The following is a 21,051-nucleotide window of genomic DNA, read 5'->3' as shown; positions in this document are numbered from 1 at the left end:
GAAGCGCCGCAGTCGTACGACGATCGCGGGCGACGAGGCACTCGAAGTGATCGAGCAGTTCCTTTTCGGAGAGCTTTGCAATGCTGTCGAATGTCGTCATGACGACGCTTGTAACACGGGTTTTTCAGGCGTCGTTCGCCGCAAGGTTGCGACCGCTCAGAGACATGTGCCTGTCGCGACAAGCCGCAAGTTCGGAGCAGCGAAACGCGTGAAGTCGGCGAGAAAAGCGGTGCGCTCTGTTTCGCTTCGCTGCAGGCTATCTCAAGCGGTCAAATATCGCGTCAAGCGAAATCGACATCGCGTCGACGCTTCCATAACAAAAGTGTCATAGCCGGCCGTGATCCGCGTCCGACGCGGCGCGTGTTTTTCTACGAACTTCTCAGACCCGATAGCCGGCTGCGTATCCGAGCCCGACGCCGCACGTATCCGAGTCGACGCTGCGCGCGTACTATCCGACAAACCCTCGGACCCGTCGCCATCGCCCACCCTCGTGCATGTTCTCAAGCCACCGATCACTCTGAGCGCTGATGCATCGGACGAAACCTGGATCACATTCCCCGCGGAATGTTCGTGCAGCAGAACATCGCGCGCTGGCGGTGCTGCGCATCGCAACAACAAGCCCATCGTCGGTCGCGGCCGCAATACGAGCCGGTGTCCATGAATCGCTTGACGGGAACCAGCTACAGGATTCTCCGGCGCCCGTGACCTACGGTATTTCGACGAGGAGTAACTCAGGTTGAAGTTCCTGACGATGATGCTGCCGCCAATCTGACGGAGCCCGTTTGATCAAACACCCCGAAACAGGGACCCACGATCTGGCGCCGGAGTTCCTCTACGAGCAGGCGCGCCGCTAGACCCGATCAGGGCGACTTTCCTCACAGACGCATTCTCCTGCACGGCGAGTCGGAGTAGTCTTCCAGGACTCAATCAGGAGGGCTTGTCGCCATGGGACTATTTGCGTGGATTTTTCTCGGCCTGATCTCCGGCGCGCTCGCCAAGCTCATCATGCCCGGACATCAGGGAGGCGGTTTCTTTCGTACGACTCTGCTTGGTGTGGCCGGGGCGCTCATCGGTGGGTTCGTCGGCGCTCGTCTGCTCGGGTTTGGCGAGATCACCGGATTCGACCTTCGCAGCATGGCGATCGCCGTGGGCGGTGCGCTGCTGGTGCTGTTCGTCTTCGGCCTGGCATCGCAGGACCGCACTGCGGTCCGATAGATCAGGTGGCCGCGGCAAAGATCGCGGCGATGCGCTCGATGGCCCAGACCGCACCGGCGATCGCGATCAGTGCCGAAAGCACGCGCTTGACCGTTCGCCCGTAGCTGCTGCGCAGCGCAACGCTCAGCAGCGGAACCACGGCCGCCACGACCACGAGCTGACCGGCTTCGACACCGAGATTGAACGCCAGCAGCGGCACGAGGATGCCGCCCGCCGGAAGCGCGGCCCCGGCGAGCACGCTCGCAAAGCCGAATCCGTGGATGAGCCCGAAGAAGAACGTGACGAGCGCGCGGCGATCCGCGCCGCGCTCGAGCAGATTCTCCACCGCAACGAACACGATGCTGACCGCGATCGCCGCTTCCACCGGAGCGACCGGAAGCCGCACGAGGCCGGTCGCCGCCGCGCCGAGCGTGATGCTGTGCGCGACGGTGAACGATGTGACGATGCCGGCAATTCTCGCAATGCCGCCTCCCGCCAGAAGCACGGCGAGAAGAAACAGCAGATGGTCGTAGCCGGTCCAGATGTGCCAGACGCCGAGCCGGAAGAAGCGCGCAAACGCCGAGCTGCTTTCCGTAGCAGGCTCGGACACTGCGCTGCTCTGCCGGGAAGCCGGTGAAGACGCGACTGTCTCGCCGACCTGCCACGTGGTCGCGCCCGGCGTGAAGACGGTGCTGTAGTTCTGCCCGGCGAGCTTCATCGACGCGATCGTCTGCCAGTCGTCGAGCAGCAGCGCGAGCGGATGGAAGTCGATGCGCAGGCCCTTGATGTCGTCGCCTTCGCACGTCCAGACACCGATCACGTCGAGGTCCTGGTTGCGGTCGGGTCCGACCACGTTGTCGAGCTCGAAGCGGCACGGCTGGCCGGACGACGAGTCGACGCGCGTCGTGTCGGCAATCCAGTTGCTGATGTCGGTTTCGTGCGCCAGCAGCTCGGCGCGGGTCGGGTTGGTCGCGCGCAGCGGAAGTCCCGGAGTCAGGTGCGACGCGTACTTGAATTCGACGAGCACGCCGCGGCCGCGGACGGTGAAATCGGCGTAGCTGATGTTGCCGAGATGCGCGTGCGCGACCGTTGAGATCGCGAGCGCGCCCAGAAGCGACGCCAGCGCGAGTTTCACACGCGTGTTCACCGCGTTCACGCGAATCTCCTGGCCCGGTTCACGCGAGTCTCATCCGCGCTCTCAGAAGAACACGCTCTTTCGCGCGGCGCGCCCGCGTTCGAGCTGTTCGCTGATCGCGGCCTTCACCTGCTCGACTTTTTCCTCGATGACGTCGTCTTCGTCCTCGGCGTGGCCTTCGAAGCGCATCGGCTTGCCGAATTCGATGTGGTAGCGAACCGGCAGCGGCAACATGCCGAACGGGCCGAGCAGCGGGAACGTGAGCGTGACCGGGAACGACGGCATGCCGAGCCAGCGGCCGACGCCTTTGAGATCGGCAATCCCCGGATTCTGTTCCTCCGAGCCTACGATCGAGACGGGGATGATCGGCGTGTCGGTCTCGAGCGCGAGGCGCATGAAGCCGAGCCCGAACTCCTGCAACTTGTACGCGTCGGCATAGATCTTGTTCATGCCGCGCACGCCTTCGGGAAAGGCCATCACGCATTCGCCGTGACGAAGCATGTCGATGCACGTCTGGCGCGTCCCGACGGCGCTTCCGGTGCGGTCGAGCAGCACGCTCATGTATGGAAGCGTGCCGAGCCAGTACTCACCCATCCCGCGCAGCAGCCTCGGCGGGTTCGCTTCGAGGATGCATGCGGTCGTGATCATCAGTCCGTCGAACGCCATCTGTCCGGCGTGGTTGCCGATGATCAGCGCGCGGCCCGCGGGAAGATTCTCGAGCCCGGTCGTGCGGCAGCGGAAGTAGTAACGGTAAAGAACCGCCGCCGGCAGGATGAAGCGCTTGAGCGCCTTCGGGCTGTAGCCCCACGGGTCGTAGCCGTATTCGTTGAGCTCGGCCGGAATGCGGTCGACCTTCTCGTCGACTTCGGCGCCGATGCTCGACAGCAGGCGCGGCGCGGCCGATGCCACGTCTGCCACGCTCTCGGCCGTCGTCGAAAGGAAGTCGAGAATGCTGCCGATCATCGCTCTAAGGTCCATCATCACGCGCGCCGGATGTCCCAGATCGTCACGACGGCGAGATCGCCATCGTCGCGAAGATCTCCGCGAGCGTATGGCGGGGACGGAATCCGGTCGCGCTGCGAAAGCGCAGGTCGCTGACCGTACACGGGTATTTGATGAAGTCGATCGCGCCCGACGGGAACTCGTAGATGTTCAGGTTGAACAGCGTGCGAATCAGCAGATGCGCGACCGGATCCGGAATCGACAGGCGCTGGCGGCCCATTTCCTTGAGCGCGCGCTTGAGCGGCACGGCGCCGGGGCCGGCGACGTTGAAGATGCCGCGGGCTTTCTTCTCGAGCGCGATGAGCACGGCCTCGGCGACATCTTCTTCGTGAATGAACTGCATCATCGGGTTGAAGCCCATGATGGTCGGCACGATCGCGAGCTTCATGTAGCGGCCGATCGCGTTGTGCACCGAGTGGCCGAGCGTGTTGACCGGCCGCAGCACGCACGTCGAGATTTCCGGGTAGCGCCACAGGAACGCGCCGACCATTCCCTCGACCTCGCACAGGTCGCGGATCTCCGGGAAATTTCGCGATGCGTTGAGCGGATGGTCTTCGGTCATGTAGCGCTCGTTGCTCGGAAGCGAGCCGTACACGTACGCGCTCGACACCACGACGACCTGCTTGACCCCGTACTCCGCGCAGTGCTCGAGCACGCGCCGCGTGCCTTCGACGTTGATCTCGTGCCGCACCGCCGAGTCGGACTGGAAGTGACGCACGAACGCGAGATGCACGACGGCATCGGGCTTGTCGGTGCGGAAGACGTCCTCGAAGCGGCGCTTGCGCATGTCGATCTGGTGCACGGCGACGCCCTCGGGTGCACTCGGCCACTTGGCGCGATCCACGCCCGAGACCGTCCATGCCTCGGCGTCCGGGCGCGAACGCATCGCCATTTTCGCGACCAGGCGGCCCTGGCCGCCCGAGATGCCGGTGATCAGAAGCTTGCGCACGGGAGCCACGGGATTACGGCAAAAGCGGCAGCGAGGCAAAACAGCCGCATCGAACAGACACGCGGCGTGATGCCGATGTTGCGGCCGGAACGTTTGGCCGCGCGCGATGCTCTGTCATCATGCATCCGCAGCGCTCGCGACCTTCCTGACGACCGCCGCTTCCCTTTACGATGTCTTCTGCTGCCGCGCACTTCGAAGGCTGCCTTCTCGGCGCGATGATCGGCGACAGCCTCGGATCGCTCGTCGAGAACGCGTCGACCAAACTGGTGTCGCACCGCTATCCCGCAGTTTCGGACCTGTATGCGCTCAGCCCCGGCGCGTACGGGTCGACCACCGAGATGACCGTCGCGCTTGCCGAGTCGCTTGCCGTCGCGCCGGATTTCGACGGAGAAGATTTTGCCGCCCGCCTCGTGGCCCGCTCGCACGACGTGCGCGGATACGGCCAAGGCACGATGCTCGCGCTGTCGCGCCTGAAGGCCGGGGTTTCGTGGCAGGAAGCCGGCGCCGCGCATGCCGGACGCGGCTGCTACGGAAACGCGGCTGCAGCTCGCAGCGCGCCCGTCGGGCTCGTGCACGAAGGCGACGTCGCGACGCTGCGATGGATTGCGGAAGAGGCCGCCGGCGTCACGCACACGCATGCGCATGCCGTCGAAGGCGCGGTCGTGCTCGCGCTCGGCGTCGCGATCGCGCTCGACTCGCGCGGCGGGGAGTTTTCGGCGCACAGTTTCTTCGAGACCATTGCCGGGGACGTGCAGATCCGCGAATACCGCTCGCACCTCGAGATGGCCGCGTCGCTGGCGGGCCGCCGCCCGGATCCGGCGATCGTCGCCGACCGGCTCGGCAACAACCAGACGGCGCTCGGCTCGGTGGTGACCGCGCTGCTCTGTTTCGCCGACAATGCTTCGAGCTTTGCCGACGCCGCGGCTGCGGCGCTGCGTCTCGGAGGCAACGCGAGCGCGATCGCCGCAATGACGCTCGCGCTTTCCGGCGCACATCTCGGCACCGACGAGATTCCTCCCAGATGGATCGAAGGCCTGGAGGCCGGCGAGATCAGCGCGCCTGCGATCCGCAAGCTCGCCACAACGCTCGCCGCCGCCGCGAGATAAAAGGGAAAAGAAAAAGGGGACAGGTACAATTACGCACGCGTAATTGTACCTGTCCCCTTTTCCGGGCGAGTGCCGCCGGCTCGTTACCGCTCGAGCGCCTTGTTCGCGGCAGGCGGGCGCTGCGAGTAGTCGTAGAAGCCGAGCTTGGTCTTGCGGCCGAGAAGACCTTCGGCGACCAGGTGCCGCAGCAGCGGCGTCGGCGCCATGTATTCCTGCTTGAACGTCGAGTAGAGGTTCTCCGACATCGCCAGCACGATATCGAGGCCGATGTAGTCGGCGAGCGCGAGCGGTCCCATCGGATGGTTGGCGCCGAGCTGCATCGCGGTGTCGATGCCGGAGATGTCGGCAAGGCCCGCTTCGAGACAGCGAATCGCGTCGAGCATGTACGGCGTGAGCAGCCGGTTCACGATGAACCCGGTCTCGTCCTTGACGAGCACCGGCGACTTGCCGATCTTTTCGACGAATCCGAGCGCCGCCGCGGTGACCGCATTGTCGGTCGTCGACGTCGGGATGACCTCGACCAGCTTCATCATCGTGGCCGGGTTGAAGAAGTGCAGGCCGATGAAGCGCTCGCTGCGCTTGGTGGCTTCCTGCATCGCGCTGATCGACAGCGTGGACGTGTTGCTCGCAAGGATGCACGACGGCTTCGCGAGCTTGTCGACCTCGGCAAACTTGGCGCGCTTGACGGCGAGGTCCTCGACGATCGACTCGAGGAACAGGTCGCAGTCGGAAACCGCTTCGAGCTTGTCGGTGAAGTGAAGGCGCGCCATCGTCGCGTCCATCGCCGCCTGCTCGAGCTTGCCGCGCTCGACGGTCTTGGCGAGCTCTTTTTCGATCGCGCTCCGTGCCTTGTCGACGGGGCCCGGCGTGGCCTTGATCATGGTCACGTCGATGCCGGCCGCTGCGGCCACCTGGGCGATGCCGGAGCCCATCTGGCCTCCGCCGAGAATTGCGATCTTCGCGATGCTCATGTTTTCCATTTCCTTCTGTCGGCCGCTTTCCGCGACCGCTGTATCGGCCGCCTGTTTCGGCCGTCGTGTGGGTCGCCTGCCACGACCGTTGTAGTCGGTCGCCCGGCGACCGCTTCATTTGCCGCCCGAGCGGCTGTCGCCGTCAGCCGCCGACGCGAAAGACCGGAAACCAGCCTACGTTGTCGTTCTTGTAGTCTTCGAAGAGCTGCGGAATTTCGTCGTAGTCGTAGACCTTCGTGTCGAGCGGCGGCAGCCAGCCGTTCTTCTCGGCAAACTCCACGGCAGCAAGGCCCTGCTCGTAGCGGGCGTAATGCGTGTTGATGTGCTGGTGGCGCGCGATGCACTCGCTGGCGCGCACGAGCTCGATCATCATCCCTTCCTTCCAGCCGGCCGTCGTCAGGATGCCTTGGCGCGCGAGTACCTTGAGCGTTGCGCGAAGCACCGGCACGCCGACATAGTCGATGAAGATGTTGACCATGTTGCCGCCGGTCATCTCGGTGACTTTCTTCGTGAAGATGTTCTCGGCCGCGGTGTAGCGGGCGGTGTAGTCTTCGTCGGCGCGGAACTTCTTCTTGTCGAAGTAAAGGTCGCGGAACTCGCGGCGGTCGACGGGGCGGATGCCGAGGCTTTCGATCGTGGTCAGGCGTTCGTCGGTCGACGCGATCTGCGCGGCGTTGCAGCCGTAGTGCTTGGCCAGGGCAAGCTCGCCGAGCGAGACGCCGCCGCCCCATCCCCACACTTCCGGATGCGGAAGCTCTTTTTCATTCAGCAGAAGCCGGAGCGTGCCGTACGCGAGCTCCCAGTTGGACCACGCCGTCACGTAGCGAAGCGAGAACGCGGCCCACTGCTCGAGCGGAAACTGCGTGTTCTTCGGGATCGGGATGAGCTGCTTCTGGTTCATCCGCGTCTGCTTGGCGAGCACGCCGATCGTGCCCGGAGCATCGTAGGCCCAGATGCGCTCGGGATAGCCGAACTTGTCCGGGATGCCGTTGCAGAAGACGATCGCGGTGTCGCCTTCGCGAACGGTGGTGACTGCCGAGCCGACCTTGTCGACGCGTACGACGCCGGCATTGCCGATGACGATCTTCGCCTCTCCGCGCGACAGCGGCACGTCGATGGGCTTGCGCTCGACGGCGTGGCCCATGTTGCCTTCCATGCAGCCAAAAAGCGGCGAGACCAGCGCTTCGTCGGCGCCGGGCTCGCTGAATTCGAACGGCTCACGGACGAGCTGGACGGGTTTGGGCGGGGCCCCTTTTTCGCCGGCGTACAGGACCCAGGCGTCGGTCTTGATCGTCATTCACGGTCTCCTGTGTTCGAGCTTGGGCTTCATACGGCCGCTGCCGGCACCGGCCTCTGACGGGCACAGGCCGGCGTCCGGCCCGGCATTTCCGGGAGGCGAAAAGCCGGGGGTTCGTAACGTGACCGACGCTCGGAGACAACCGATCCCCGCAAAGTTATAAAAGACAGGCGTTTGCGGGCGCGTGATCTGGTTGGGCCAGATTCGATCCTAAGTCGAAGACATCGGGATGGGCCGACGCGCAAACAATCCCAATGGCAGATTCAGAAGCGCCCGGTTGTCTCGGGGCCTCGGCCAGATCGCGCAGTGCCTTCCAAGGTCCGTGGCACGAGCTCGCCGACGTGCGGTTGTGAGTGCGACGGCATGCGGGCGATGATGTGCGCCAAGTATTCGGCGGGATTGATGCTGAGACGCTTGCAGAGCACGACCAGCGAGAAGATGACGGCGCAGCGGCGTCCGCCCTCAACGCTTCCGGCGAACAGCCGAGACGGCGATCTGGTTTAGTTGCGGCGGCGGCGGTTGATCACGATGCGACATATTTATTCCTTCGTTCCTGATCGCATGGTTGTCGCGAATTGTTGAGTATTCAATGCAAAACGCCGACAGGAGATTGAGCATTCAAGGCCTGCGAAGCGTCCAGCCTTGTCCTGTTGTTTCTCTAATCTGGGTTTTTTGCATCGTTATGTGAACGATGCTCCGATCACATACCTTTCGCGCCGGGCTGCGCGAGTCAGTTCAACGATCGCGAGTGATTTCGGTCAGACCGCGGCTGCGGCCACAGGCGCGCTGGTGAGTCGACAAGTGGCTTAGACTCACAGTAGGACGACCGGAAGCGTTCCAGAACTCGTCCGGGGCTGTGACGACTCATGCGACAGCCCCGGACGTTCGGGCAGAGGCCTTAGTAAAGAATTTCGAAGTCGTCGAAGCTGGCACGCGTCCCCGAGAACGTCGTGCAATCTGCAATTGTTATGCCCGCACAAGTCGAGGCTTTATTGACCGTGCATTGGCAGGTCCCTGCTAGTTGGACTGCTGCCCCCTGGAGATCGGTCTTGCTCGAGCCCCCCTGCGTGAGGTTGAAGTCGTTCTGAGTAACGAGCGAGTTCACTAGCTTCGTGCCGGTCGCCTCCACGTAGACTCCAAAGACGTTGTCGTGAATGGAGGAGTCGGTCAGGTCGCCATTTTGGGATGTGAGCTCAACGCCCCAATCCGCATTGAATACTTCTGCGCGAGTGATGTTTCGTACTCCTGTAATTCCATAGTGCGGATAGGCGCACGCGACGCCGAGCGGTCGCCTTGTGCTGAAGTCCAAGACAACGTCCGTTGCGGCCGATGCGACGGTCGGGGAGATATGTTCAATGCCTTGAGACCAGCATCCACTGATTTTGAAGTTCTCAATTGTGGCCGTTCCCGACGTTGCTCCGCTGTTGGTGATTTCGACAGCCGGGCCTGAACAGAAGGATGCCGCGCATTCCACCTCGTACCCGTTTCCTTCGACGGTAACGCCGCGACCAATAGTGATACAGTCGCCACCGACTTGTACCGGTGTTTCCGTAATTTGAAGGTGACAATTATTGCCTTCAATTGTGTGATTGCAGGCATTACCTCCGAGCTCGCCTCCATTCGCTTGGGTCGCGCTTTGTATCGGAGAAGTGATGCAGGTGGCGTGGCCCGGATCGTCAACGTAGCAGCACACAGCCATGGCAGCGTTTGGACTGACCGTGGTCGCAAGCAACGAGTACGCGAGGGCGAGATAGAAACGTTTCATAGATTCTCCTTTTGAATGGGCCGAAAAGTCGACTGCAGTCAGAACGGGAGTATGTCGTTGGTCGTACCAATGCATGGTTAATCCCTCCCAAGATGGTTTTGGAGCGCCGGGCTATTCCGACAGCAGCTGCGAGTGAGCGCGCCGTTGCACCAGATGTCAAAGCATTGATGAAAAGAAAGTTGCGCGTTGCCGCGTCACTGTCACATCATCTGCGTATCCCGTAGCTACATCATCACGCAGCTAGCGAGGTGACGAAGCTACGAATGGTATTCTTGGCGAATGTCAGTTGAGCGGCGGCAATGTAGTTAGGTACACCAGGCGATCGAGTTTGCTGCAACGAGAGCGTGAGACAAAAGCGCTTTTCGCGCCCGATCTGCGTAACGATGAAAATGTATGGGAGCCCAAGAGTGTGTTCGAGTAGCGACGACATTGTAACTGGGCAAAGCCGATCGGTCGCCTTTGCCACACTGATCACGCCTAAATCGTGATGACATCGGTTTGGATAACGATTAGCTCCTCAGTTGCGCAGCTAGGGGTGCGTGTATTGACAGAGATTACCTGCGTGAGCGGCGTCACGCAGGCCAGTCTTGGTCGAAGACAGGAGATGGCGTGGAGTTCGGGTGGATGAGGACATGCCAGCAGCGCCGGGAAAGCTGGTGTAAGCCCTATTAAAGCGTCTGATTCCAGAAGTACGCTCGCAAGTAGAAATGCTCCGCCCGACGGGCGGTACTATCGTCGCGGCCGGCTTCTCCGAAAGACGGCCTGTCGGCTGGTCGGACTGTGGCGAACGATGTTTCAGCACGAGACGAGAGGCCTCGACGACGATGGTCTGCGAAGCCGCCGTCGCGAGTTGGCGGCCGAGGCTACTCGACCGACTGCAGCACGAAGGTTGGACGGACAACCACAAGCGGGTTTGCCGTGTGTATCGCGAAGAAAACCTGCAGATGCGCAAGCGGAAACGAAAGCGGCTGGCGCGTGCGAGGTGCGATCCGGGTCGGGCGGCAAAGAGGCCGAACGTAGAGATGGAGCATGGACTTCGTAAGTGACGTTGCCGGCGGACGCTGGTATCGGGCCCTGACCGTACTCGAAGAATGCACCAGAGAAGCCGTGGCGATGGAGGTCGACACGTCGCTCCCTGGCCAGCGCGTCGTGCGTGTCCCAGCGTGTGATCGCCGAGCGCGGCCATCCTTCCGAGAATCATCACGGACAACGGTCCCGAATTCACCAGTCTGACTTCCCGATGGTCTCATCCGCTGCCACCTTAAAAAAAGAAGGGCCCTCGCACCGTTGGTGCGAGGGCCCTTCCGCTTTCGGTTCCCGGTCCGGCGTCTCTTCAGGAGAGACGCCGGACCAGGAAGTCAAAGGCTGCTTACGGGCAGTTCATGCCGCCAGGCAGCTCGTACGTGGTGTTGTGATCGCTGCAGAGGATGTCGAAGTTGAAATCCAGCTTGACGCGACCCGGGCCCGGAAGACCGGCGGCCGAGTTGACGGTGCCGTTCGACGTTGCCGCCGAGCAGAACACCGACACGCCTTCGCTGTCGTAGACTCCAGACGTACCCGTTGCCGAGATCGTCGGCAGGAAGCACGAACGCGCCGACTTCGGCAGGCCCTGTTCGCAGGTGCCGCACGCGCCGCCGTCGCAGATCGACGAGTAAGCGTCGCAGCTCGCGTCGTTCGAGCAGGGGATGATGCCGCTGCCGTCCGGACGAACTGCGCCGTTGCAGAACTTGTCGATCTGGTTGCAGGCGCCCATTCCCGGGTTGTTCGAGTCGGCCGTGCAATCGGCGATGCCCGCCGTGCAGGAGTTCTGCCGCGGGTTGTTGCCACCGAGGTTGACGCCGCACGTTCCGCCGAGACCGGCTGCCGTGCAGTCTGCCGTGGTTGCACAACCGACCGTCGGATCTGCGCTGCACTCGCTGCAGTGGCAGGTGCCGGCTGCGCAGTTCGTGCCACCGACCGATGCCGTCAGCGACTTGGTGCCGTCGGTGAACTGCAGGCCGAGGTTCAGCGTTCCGGCGCTCGCCGTGATCGGGAAGCAGTCGAAGCTGACGTTGTTCGCGATGCCGCCGAGGGTCAGGCTCGCGTCGACGTCACACGGATCACCCGGGTTGCCGCCGATGGGGTCTTCGTCCGCGTAACGGCAAAGACCAGCCTTGACGCCGTCTCTCGGATTTCCGTCGCCTTCGCACGTCGGGCACGGGCGCAGCGCGCTGGTGCCGAGGAACACGAGCGACTTGGTACGCGTGCCGACGTCGTACGAGCCGACCGCCGTGGTTCCGCCCGTGAACGACCGCGCGAAGCGGTTCACGACACAGACCGGCGTTCCGGCAGACGACAGGGGCAGCGGCGGGCCGAACATGCAGTGGCAGAGCGTGCCGCCGCAGTCGTCTGCGTCGGTCTGCTCGCCGCCCGCGGTCGGGACCGCGTCGCACTCGACCTTGGGGTTGTTTTCGCAGCGGCAGTAGCCGTTGGTCGGGTCGATGCCGACGTCGCAGTTCGCGCAGTTGTCATCACATCCGGTCAGAGCGACGCCGCCCGTCGACTGGTCGATGATGTCCACCTTGTGGCCCGCTCCGGTGAAGCCGGAGTCGAGGCGTGAGTTGGTCATCAACGACTCGTTGCCGGCGTTGATGATGATGTCTGCGAACGACGCGCAGCGCAGGGCCGAGCCCGTGTGCGGGAATTCGAAGATCGCTCCGGTCAGGCCGGAGAGCTGTTTTTTCAGGATGTCCACCGAGCATGTAGCCTGCGTCCCGGAGGTCTGGCCGCACGTATGGAGCGTGGGCCATGCACCGGCGTTCGGTTTAACCGGGTCGCCACCGAAAACAGCGCCGCACGAAGCGGACACCGCTGCGCCGACGGCATTGATTGCCGCCAGAGCCTTGCCGTCGAGGTCGCCGTTCGTGCGAACGCCGTAGTTCAGCTGTGCGCCGGTCGTCGGGGCCGCCTTGGAATACGCGGCCTGCGCCTTGGTGTAGACGCCGCCGTAGGTCTTGACGGCCTTCGAGAACGCCTTGCCGATGGCGTTCTGGCAAGTCGCGAGAGCGCTGCCACGGAGCTCTTCGGGCGTCACCACGTTGAACGTGGTCGCGAACGACTGGCCGGTCACGGCGTTCGTCACGTTGCCGATGACCTGCTGGGCCATGCGCTGCACGTACGAGTCCGACAGACCGATCAGGCAGTTAGCGAGCTGCGTGGCCGTAGTGATCGTCGATCCGCCCCCGCCCGGGTAGTTGATGTTCGACGGCGAAGGGCACGTCGGGTAGTTGGCGAGGACATTCTCACTGCCCGCAATGCACTTGCCTATGATTCCGTCGACGACCTTCTGGCGAGCGCCCGGAATCTTGGCCTTGAGATCCGACACGGGATTCGTGCCGGTGGTGCTGGTGCAGTCGATCGAAGAATCGAGCAGCTTGCCGCCGGTTTTCGACTTGGTGCAGCCGACGATGTTCTTGGCGACACTCGCCTGGTACTTGGCGATGTTCTTGCCGATCGCGGCGGCGCAGCCGTTCTCGATCGAATCTCCTGCTGACGCATTGCCTGCCGCGCAGACAACCGCTGCGACCGCAGACGCAGCAATCAGCGATTTAAAATTAAGGTTCATTGAGTGTTCTCCTCCTGGCTGAATGGAATAAGGCGCGAAGCCGTGAAAGTCCCCAACCCCTCCCCATTGCCGAAGCGTCGAGGACCGAGCCGAGTGTGGGCGCATCCTATGTTCGCGTTGTGATGTTCAGTCAAGACATTTCCGGCAAATTTGCCGGTCCGAAACAGTCGTTTGTCGCACCCTTGCGAGCTTACGTGTGATTGCTGCAACGCGTTAGTAACCCATCGCCCGTAGATAGTCCTCGACGGTCTCGAAGCGCAGGAAGGGGTTGCTGCGTTTCTCGCGTCCGATGGTCGATGTGCGATCCGGCGCGTAGTTGTGACCCGGCAATAAAATGGTTTCGTCGGGAAGCCGCTTCAGCTTCTGATTGAGGCTGTAATACAGGTCTTTCGGATTGCTTCCCGGCAGATCCACGCGTCCGCATGACCCGATGAACATTGTGTCTCCGGACACAAGATGACCTTCGACGAGAAAGCACTGCGAGCCGGGAGTATGGCCCGGCGTGTGCAGCAAACGTATCGGTATTCTGCCGACTTCGAGCGTCGTCTCGCCGTCGACGGCCACGTAGTCGGCCGGCGACAGCCCCAGCTGCTTCTGCACGTAGGGTGCCTCGGCCTTGTGAAGGTAGATCTTGCACGGCCGCTGGGCGAGCAGCTCGGTGAGGCCCTCGATGTGGTGGCCCGCGAAGTCGCCGCCGATGTGGTCGGGGTGGTAATGCGTCACCAGCGCGCCGGCCAGCTCGAGATCTTCTTTGTCCAGCTCCGCCAGAAGCCCGGCGATGTCCCAGGCGGGATCAACGACGTAGGCCTTGCGGGCCTCGCGATCGGCGATCACGTAGACGTAGTTCTGCATCGGGCCGAGCTCGATCTGCTTGATCGAGAGTTGGCCCGCTCCGGCTTCTTGTTGACTCATTTGTAAATCCCACTCGGGGGCGCGATTTGCGCGGCCCCTTTGCCCAGCGTGCCGGTCAGGCCGGCTTCTTGCGCCCGCGCTGCGCGCGTCCGGCCGGCGGCGGCTCGAGGCCGTGCTGCCACAGCACTTCGCTATGTCCGCTCGCGAGCGCGATCCAGCGCGACTGCACGAACAACAGGTCGCTCAGCCGGTTGAGGTAGCGTGCGGTATTCGCGGATGCGGACTCGGTGCGCACGAGCGTCGTGACGATGCGCTCGCTGCGGCGGCACACGGTACGCGCAACGTGAAGCATTGCCGCTGCCGTCCCGCCGCCCGGCAGCACGAACGATTTGAGCTCGGGAAGATCGGCCGACAGCTCGTCCATCCATGCCTCGAGCCGCGCGATCGAATCCGCGCCGACGCGGATCATTCCTTCGTATTCGGACTCCGGCGGCGTCGCGAGCTCGCTGCCGACGTCGAACAGCTCCTGCTGCACGAACGCGAGCACGCCGTCGATGCGCGCCGCATGCGCGGTTCCTTCGTACGGCGCCGCCGCGAGAATGCTGCGCACGACGCCGAGCACGCTGTTGAGCTCGTCCACGTCGCCGTAGCACGCGATGCGCAGATCGTCCTTCGCCACGCGCTTGCCGCCGACGAGCCCGGTCTGCCCGTCGTCCCCGGTGCGCGTATAAACCCGGTCAATACGAATCGTCACGAAGAGTTCTTACTGCAAAACCGCAGGCAGGTACAAAAACCGCGAAATCGGGGACAGACACTGATTGCGTCCCGCGCAATCGGTGTCTGTCCCCGATTTCGCATTTTCAGTTGCCGGCGCGCGATTCGACGATTTCGCGCAGGCGCGCGGGGTCGATCGGTTTCTTGAAGATCACGTCGCGCAGCCCGTCGGCCTTCGAACGTTTGATGACGTGATCCTTGTCGTAATAGTACGCCGTCATCAGCACCACCGGCAGCTTCTCGTGCGAGTTGCGGATGCAGCGGAACAGCTCGTACCCGTCCATGTCGGGCATCTGCACATCGCTGATCACGAGGTCGACGCGCTCGCCCGCGAGGAACTTGAGCGCCTCGTGGCCCGACGGCGTCGTCAGCACCCTGCAGCCTTCGCCGCCGAGGATCTCCGCCATCGATTGCCGCACACCCGCATCGTCGTCGACCACCAGGATCGTCTTGCCGCGGATCTCGGCGCCGCACGCGCAGTTGTTGGTGCCTTCTTCCTGCACCGGCGCCGCGTCCATGCCGAGGTCGGTCATCAGGCGCCCCGGCATGTACTCGCGCGACGCATAGAACCCGTCGGCCGCCATCTCGCCGACGCGCTCGACGATCGACTGGATGCGCCTGAGCTCGCGCTTGATCGCCTCGACGCGCTCGTGCTCGCGGATGTATTCCTCGGTCGACGCCTTCTGCTTGAGGAAGCGCTCGAGCAGCTCGACCTGGTTGACGAGCACCTCGAGCGGATTGTTGACCTCGTGCGCGAGGCTGACAGCGAGCTGTCCGAGCGTGATCAGCTGGTCGTGCTCGCGCAGCCGCTGGATGTCCTTGGCAAAGCCGATGCTCCCCTGCTCGCGGCCTTTCTCGTCGTGGATGATCGAGCCGGAGATCGCCACCGGAACGCGGTGTCCGTCCTTGGCGACGAACTCGGTCTCGAAGGTTTTGATCTGGCCTTCGCCGTCGCGCATCGCGTGCATCACGCGGCGGGCTTCTTCTTCGTCGGGGTAGAGGCGGGAGACGGGAGTTCCGAGGATCTCGTTGGCGTTGTAACCGAGCGAGTCCTCGGCACCGGCGTTGTAGAAAATGACTACGCCTTTGCGGTCCACGGCCACGACGATGTCGGGCGAGGTTTCCAGAAGGCGTTCGAAATAGACTTTCGGAAGCTCTCTCAATCGCAGCGGCGTACCGAGGCTTATCGGGAACCGCTAATCGGCCATGGTAAAGGGGGAGGGAAGCGAGTCAAGACGCGGATGGGGTGGTCCGGTCGATACACGACTACTTCGGGACGTTCTTCCAGTCGGACAGGAATTTTGAGAGTCCGAGATCGGTGAGCGGGTGCTTGAGAAGCTGCTGGATCACCGGCAGCGGACATGTAGCAACATCCGCGCCCATGCGTGCCGACTGCACGAAATGCATCGGGCTGCGGATGCTCGCGACGAGAATCTCGGTGCCGTAGTCGTAGTTGTCGAAAATCTCGACGAGGCTCGAAACCAGCGCCATGCCGTCTTCGGAGACGTCATCGAGACGGCCGACGAACGGGCTCACGTAGGCCGCTCCGGCCTTGGCCGCGAGCAGCGCCTGCGATGCCTGGAAAATGAGCGTCACGTTGACGCGGATATTCTCGTCCGTCAGCGCGCACACCGCCTTCAGCCCGTCGGCGCCGATCGGAACCTTGACGACGATGTTCGGGTGCAGCGCGGCGAGCTTTTTGCCCTCCGCAATCATGCCCGCCGCGTCGGTGCTGACGACCTCGGCGCTGACCGGACCGTCGATGACGTCGAGGATGTCGGCGAGCACGTCCTGGAAGCGCCGGCCGGTTTTCGCGACCAGCGACGGGTTGGTGGTCACGCCGTCGATGACGCCCATGGCCGCAGCCTCGCGGATCTCGCCGATGTCGGCGCTGTCGATGAAAATCTGCATTCGGGGAGTCCGTTGCCGGCGGCTCAGCGCGGGCGGTAGAGCATGACCTTTTTCCGGTCCGGTGTGGTCGCGAGCAGGCTCGAGACCGTGGATCCGGAAAGAGGGTGAAGGAAGGCCGGCGCGAGCTCGGCAAGCGGCAGCAGCACGAACTTGCGGTTGCCGATCTCCGGATGCGGGACCTTGAGCGTGCGGCTGTCGATGGTTTCGTGATCGAAAAGCAGGATGTCGAGGTCCATTTCGCGCGAAACCGAGCCCTTGGCGGCCTCGCGCTTGCGGCCGAGCGCGACCTCGATCTTCTGGAGCTCCTTCAATAGCGCCGGAGCTTCCATTTCGGTCGCGACCTCGACGACGCCGTTCAGGAACCAGTTGCGGGCCTTTCCGTGCGGCTCGCTCTCGTACATCGACGATTTGCCGGTCACACGGGTGTCCTTCAGGCCGGCGATCTTTTCGACCGCAGCCCGGTAGTTCCTGAGTCGGTCGCCGAGATTGGTGCCGATCCCGATGTAGGCCGTATGGCTCACGCCGAGTTCCCCGCTCCGCGTATAGCCTCCGCCTCAGGGTTGGCGCAACAAAACCGATGTGCGCCCGGACACGCCGGCCTCGCGTCGAGGGAAAACGGGTACGGATCAGGTTTTCGCAGCAGCCCGGGTTTCAGGCCGGCAGGCCGAGGACGTCCTTCATCGAATAGAGGCCGGGCGGCTTGCCGCCGAGCCATGCGCCTGCGCGAACCGCTCCGGTGGCGAGGCAGTCGCGCGACGACGCGCGGTGCACGAGCTCGACGCGCTCGCCGGTGCCGAGCAGCATCACGGTGTGCTCACCGACGTTGTCGCCGCCGCGCAGCGCCACCACGCTGATCTCGCCCGGCCGCCGCTCGGCCGACGTGCCTTCGCGCGACAGACGCAATGACGATGCCGGGTCGAGCCCGGCTGCCGATGCGGCAGCTTCTGCGAGCGCCAGAGCGGTGCCGGACGGAGCGTCCTTCTTCTTGTTGTGGTGAACCTCGACGATCTCGATGTCGAAGGCGGGTCCGAGCTTGCGCACCGCTTCGCCGACCAGGCCGAGCAGCACGTTGACGCCGACGCTCATGTTGGCCGAAACGAGAAGCGCCGTGCGGCTCGACAGCGACTGCAGCTCGTCGCGCTGCTCGCGTGATAGGCCGGTGGTGCCGATCACGATCGGCGTCGACGTCGTCGCCGCGTGGCGGGCGTGATCCATCGCGGCTTCCGGCACCGTGAAGTCGACGGCGACGGCACCGGGGCCTGCGGCTGCGATGGCTTCGTCGAAATCCGTGACAACGGGAACTCCGAGCGCCGCGACTCCGGCCAGCTCGCCGGCGTCCTTGCCGATCAGATGCGAGCCCGCGATTTCCACGGCCGCTGCGATGCGTGCACCGCTCGCCGCATCGGCCAGCGCGATGATGCGACGGCCCATGCGGCCGCCGGCACCGAGCACAATGAGCGGAGTCGGCGCCATCGGACGGTCTGGGCTCATGCCGCTCCGCGAGCGCCGGCCACGAGGCCGTCCGCGCGCAGCGCCGCAAGCAGTCGTTCGGCAGGCGCCGGCGACAGCGGCGTCAAAGGAAGGCGCAGCTCGTTCTGGATCTTGCCCATCATCGCGAGCGCAAACTTGACCGGAATCGGATTGATCTCGAGGAACAGCACCTGGAGCAGCGGCAGCATCTCGTACTGGATGCCGCGCGCGGTGCGGAAGTCGGCCGCTGCTGCCGCATCGACCATCGCCTTGAACCGCGCCGGAATCAGGTTGGACATCACCGAGATCACGCCGTGGCCTCCGAGCGCCATGATCGGAAGCGTTGCCCCGTCGTCACCGGAGAGCATGCAGAAATCCGGGCCGCAAAGGCTCATGATCTGGAGCCACTGGTCGACCGATCCGGAAGCTTCCTTGATGCCGACGATGTTCTTCACTTCGGCCAGCCGCGCGATCGTCTCCGGCGTCATGTTCATGCCGGTGCGTCCCGGGATGTTGTAGACGATCTGCGGAAGGTCGGGAGCTGCGGCTGCGATCGCCTTGAAATGCTCGATGTGCCCGTGCTGCGTCGGCTTGTTGTAGTACGGGCTGATCAGCAGCACGCCGTCGGCGCCCATGTCGGCCGCGGCGCGCGTAAGCCGGCACGCTTCGCGCGTATTGTTTGATCCGGTGCCCGCGATCACCTTGAGCCGCCCGCGCGCTTCGTCGATCGAGATGCGGATCACGCGCTCGTGCTCGTCGTGGCTGAGCGTAGCGGACTCGCCGGTGCTGCCGCACGGCACGATGCCGTCGACGCCGGCGTAGGCCTGTTCGGAGATCAGCGCGCGCAGCGCGCCTTCATCGATCTCGCCGTCGCGGAAGGGCGTCACCAGCGCCGTAAACGTTCCCTTGAAAATCACGGACATGGTCCTGGCTCCTGTGGTTCGCCGTTTCGCGGTCAGGCCGTAAGGCCCGGTCTCAAGGCATCCGGGCGCGCGGATCTTGAAGAGGCTGAGGTCGATTGGATGCCCGGCGGAATTTCAATGGTGGCGGAGAAGACTTCGACGGTCGGTCCGGTCATCACGACGTTGCCGTCGTCCTGGTACTCGATTTCGAGATCGCCGCCGCGCAGATGCACGATGCCGCGCCGCTCGGTGCGTCCCGTCAGCACGCCGGCAACCAGCGCCGCACACGCGCCGGTGCCGCATGCGAAGGTTTCGCCGGAGCCGCGCTCCCAGACCCGCATCGTGAGCTCGGTCGGCGTGTCGACGCGCACGAACTCGGTGTTGACGCGCTCGGGAAAGAACGGATGAAAGTCGAACTTCGGGCCGATGCGCTCGATCTCGATCGTGTCGGGATCGACGTCGAACGTCACGCAATGCGGATTGCCCATCGACACGCAGGTGATGTTCCAGCTGCGGCCGGCCGCTTCGAAAGGTTCGTTGATGACGACGCCGTCGGCGTCGACCGGAATCTTGCGGCCTTCGAGGATCGCCTGACCCATCTCGACGCGCACGCGCGAGACGCGGCCGCCTTCGATCTCGAGGTCGAGCTTCTTGACGCCGCAGTCGGTTGCGACGCGCAGGCTCTTCTTCGCCGTCAGTCCGTGGTCGTAGACGTACTTGGCGAGCGAGCGGATGCCGTTGCCGCACATGATGCCGCGGCTGCCATCGGCGTTGTACATTTCCATGCGGAAGTCGGCCGCAGCATCCGGACAGATCAGGATCACGCCGTCGCTGCCGACACCGGTGTGGCGATCGGACACGTATCGCGTGATCGCCGGGATCTCCGCGGAACCGGGCAATGTGCTGCCGTTCGTGCAGTCGACGAACAGGTAGTCGTTGCCGCATCCGTGAAGCTTGGTGAACGAGAACGCCATGACCGCGAAGATATAGCGGCGAAAGCGCGCGAAGGCCAAGGGCGCGGGCGTGCAGATGACGACACCTGTGTCATTGCGGATGACCGACCGGCAGCGACATGCTCGGCCTGCGAACGAACTTGCCGATATGTCGAAACTGATATACCTTCGACCCGAGGCCAGACCTCTCGTCTGGTTGCAGAATGAGGTTCGTACTCCGCCGTTCTCCAAGACGGCTCGACAGGAGGCCGGGCGGCTGTTGCGCAGACTTCAGCTTGGAGAGCGCCTGCCGCTTCCCCACTCTCGGCCGCTTCCCATAGTCGGGTTGCGATGCCACGAGCTGCGAATCAGCGACGGACGAGTCGAATGGCGAATCGTCTATCGAATCGAGAGGGATGCCATCGTGCTACTTGAAGTCTTCTCCAAAAAAACCGACGCCCTGCCGGCGAGGGTCATTGAGAACTGCCGACGCAGGCTCCTGAGTTATCTTCGTGCGCGCTGAACGGCGAAAAAAACTCCAGGCGAAAGGCTGGAAGGTCGGCGACGCCGGCGAGTTCCTGGGTCTGTCGCCTGTCGAGGAGATTTGCGTGGATCTCCGGCTCGCACTGGCGGATGCCTTGAAAAAGACGCGCACCCGCAAGTCGATGACGCAGACGCGACTCGCCGCGGGCCTGGGCTCCAGTCAATCGAGGATCGCGAAAATGGAAGCCGGGGACGAAGCGGTTTCGCTCGACCTTCTGATCCGGTCACTGCTGACTCTCGGAGTGTCCCGAAGAGACCTTGGCCGAATCGTATCCGGCGGTCGGTCGAACAGCGCGGCCTGAGCTTCCGCTTCAGCCCTTTGCGCGGCTGATGAAGCGTGCGTCGCGGGTGTCGACGACGATGTCTTCGTCGGCTTCCATGTAGGCCGGCACCTGGATGCTGATGCCGGTCTCGAGCAGCGCCGGTTTGGTCTGCGCCTGGGCGGTCGCGCCTTTGAACGACGGCGCCGTCTCGACCACGCGCAGCACGACGGTGTTCGGCAGGTCGATCGAGATGACCTTGCCGTTGAACACAACCGAGCGAATGTCTTCGAGGCCTTCCTTGAGAAAGCCGGCGCCGTCGCCGAGCTCGTCGGCCTTCATGCAGATCTGTTCGTAGCTGGCGACATCCATGAAATGGAAGCC

General features: G+C 63.7%; 18 protein-coding genes. 2 read left to right on the top strand and 16 right to left on the bottom strand.

What is annotated here, in order from left to right; translation table 11 throughout:
- The first annotated feature begins 945 nt into the window (after positions 1-945).
- Complete coding sequence (locus VN634_01490; GenBank protein HXC49532.1) at positions 946-1,215, top strand: GlsB/YeaQ/YmgE family stress response membrane protein; 270 nt, start codon at positions 946-948, stop codon at positions 1,213-1,215.
- A 1-nt stretch (position 1,216) separates the two neighbouring features.
- Here the strand turns inward: VN634_01490 and VN634_01485 are convergent, their stop codons facing one another.
- Genes VN634_01485 through VN634_01475 form a run of 3 tightly spaced genes read right to left on the bottom strand, consistent with a single transcriptional unit; the run spans position 1,217 to position 4,280 of the window.
- Positions 1,217-2,350, bottom strand: coding sequence for a HupE/UreJ family protein (locus VN634_01485; protein HXC49531.1), 1,134 nt, complete (start codon positions 2,348-2,350; stop codon positions 1,217-1,219).
- Between the two features lie 42 nt (positions 2,351-2,392).
- Complete coding sequence (locus VN634_01480; GenBank protein ID HXC49530.1) at positions 2,393-3,310, bottom strand: lysophospholipid acyltransferase family protein; 918 nt, start codon at positions 3,308-3,310, stop codon at positions 2,393-2,395.
- A 25-nt stretch (positions 3,311-3,335) separates the two neighbouring features.
- The gene (locus VN634_01475; protein ID HXC49529.1) at positions 3,336-4,280 is read right to left on the bottom strand and encodes an NAD-dependent epimerase/dehydratase family protein; all 945 of its coding nucleotides are present in this window, start codon (positions 4,278-4,280) and stop codon (positions 3,336-3,338) included.
- 170 nt (positions 4,281-4,450) lie between these two features.
- On the opposite strand from VN634_01475, the gene VN634_01470 reads away from it, so the two are divergent.
- On the top strand, positions 4,451-5,386 hold the full coding sequence (locus VN634_01470) for an ADP-ribosylglycohydrolase family protein (protein HXC49528.1): 936 nt from the start codon (positions 4,451-4,453) through the stop codon (positions 5,384-5,386).
- An 83-nt stretch (positions 5,387-5,469) separates the two neighbouring features.
- Here the strand turns inward: VN634_01470 and VN634_01465 are convergent, their stop codons facing one another.
- From VN634_01465 to VN634_01405, 13 genes are all read right to left on the bottom strand, one after another.
- Positions 5,470-6,357: a 3-hydroxyacyl-CoA dehydrogenase family protein gene (locus tag VN634_01465; protein HXC49527.1), complete on the bottom strand. Its 888-nt coding sequence runs from the start codon at positions 6,355-6,357 to the stop codon at positions 5,470-5,472.
- A gap of 142 nt (positions 6,358-6,499) precedes the next feature.
- Positions 6,500-7,654 carry a hypothetical protein gene (locus VN634_01460; protein HXC49526.1) on the bottom strand — a complete coding sequence of 385 codons (1,155 nt, stop codon included), beginning with the start codon at positions 7,652-7,654 and terminating at the stop codon, positions 6,500-6,502.
- An 898-nt stretch (positions 7,655-8,552) separates the two neighbouring features.
- On the bottom strand, positions 8,553-9,419 hold the full coding sequence (locus VN634_01455; GenBank protein HXC49525.1) for a hypothetical protein: 867 nt from the start codon (positions 9,417-9,419) through the stop codon (positions 8,553-8,555).
- 1,369 nt (positions 9,420-10,788) lie between these two features.
- Positions 10,789-13,023 carry a hypothetical protein gene (locus VN634_01450; GenBank protein HXC49524.1) on the bottom strand — a complete coding sequence of 745 codons (2,235 nt, stop codon included), beginning with the start codon at positions 13,021-13,023 and terminating at the stop codon, positions 10,789-10,791.
- 213 nt (positions 13,024-13,236) lie between these two features.
- A complete protein-coding gene (locus VN634_01445; GenBank protein ID HXC49523.1) occupies positions 13,237-13,935 on the bottom strand; it encodes an MBL fold metallo-hydrolase in 699 nt (232 codons plus the stop codon).
- A gap of 55 nt (positions 13,936-13,990) precedes the next feature.
- Entirely contained in the window at positions 13,991-14,629 is a 639-nt protein-coding gene (locus VN634_01440) for a cob(I)yrinic acid a,c-diamide adenosyltransferase (protein HXC49522.1), read from the bottom strand.
- A gap of 106 nt (positions 14,630-14,735) precedes the next feature.
- Positions 14,736-15,812, bottom strand: a complete 1,077-nt coding sequence (locus VN634_01435; protein ID HXC49521.1) for a response regulator — start codon at positions 15,810-15,812, stop codon at positions 14,736-14,738.
- A 103-nt stretch (positions 15,813-15,915) separates the two neighbouring features.
- The gene (gene fsa, locus VN634_01430; GenBank protein HXC49520.1) at positions 15,916-16,560 is read right to left on the bottom strand and encodes a fructose-6-phosphate aldolase; all 645 of its coding nucleotides are present in this window, start codon (positions 16,558-16,560) and stop codon (positions 15,916-15,918) included.
- 23 nt (positions 16,561-16,583) lie between these two features.
- The gene (folK, locus tag VN634_01425) at positions 16,584-17,081 is read right to left on the bottom strand and encodes a 2-amino-4-hydroxy-6-hydroxymethyldihydropteridine diphosphokinase (protein HXC49519.1); all 498 of its coding nucleotides are present in this window, start codon (positions 17,079-17,081) and stop codon (positions 16,584-16,586) included.
- Positions 17,082-17,211: 130 nt separating this feature from the next.
- Positions 17,212-18,051, bottom strand: a complete 840-nt coding sequence (dapB, locus tag VN634_01420; protein HXC49518.1) for a 4-hydroxy-tetrahydrodipicolinate reductase — start codon at positions 18,049-18,051, stop codon at positions 17,212-17,214.
- Positions 18,048-18,953 carry a 4-hydroxy-tetrahydrodipicolinate synthase gene (gene dapA, locus VN634_01415; protein ID HXC49517.1) on the bottom strand — a complete coding sequence of 302 codons (906 nt, stop codon included), beginning with the start codon at positions 18,951-18,953 and terminating at the stop codon, positions 18,048-18,050. Before dapA ends, dapB begins: the two co-directional genes overlap by 4 nt.
- Positions 18,954-18,985: 32 nt before the next feature.
- Positions 18,986-19,945 carry a diaminopimelate epimerase gene (gene dapF, locus VN634_01410; protein ID HXC49516.1) on the bottom strand — a complete coding sequence of 320 codons (960 nt, stop codon included), beginning with the start codon at positions 19,943-19,945 and terminating at the stop codon, positions 18,986-18,988.
- Positions 19,946-20,718: 773 nt separating this feature from the next.
- Positions 20,719-21,051 (bottom strand): elongation factor P (locus VN634_01405; protein ID HXC49515.1); only part of this gene is annotated, 333 nt, incomplete at its 5' end.

The sequence above is a fragment of the Candidatus Limnocylindrales bacterium genome (assembly GCA_035571835.1).
Taxonomy (GTDB): domain Bacteria; phylum Desulfobacterota; class Binatia; order UBA1149; family CAITLU01; genus DATNBU01.
Note: the sequence above shows the minus strand (reverse complement) of the source record. Positions and strands in the feature narration are given on the sequence as shown.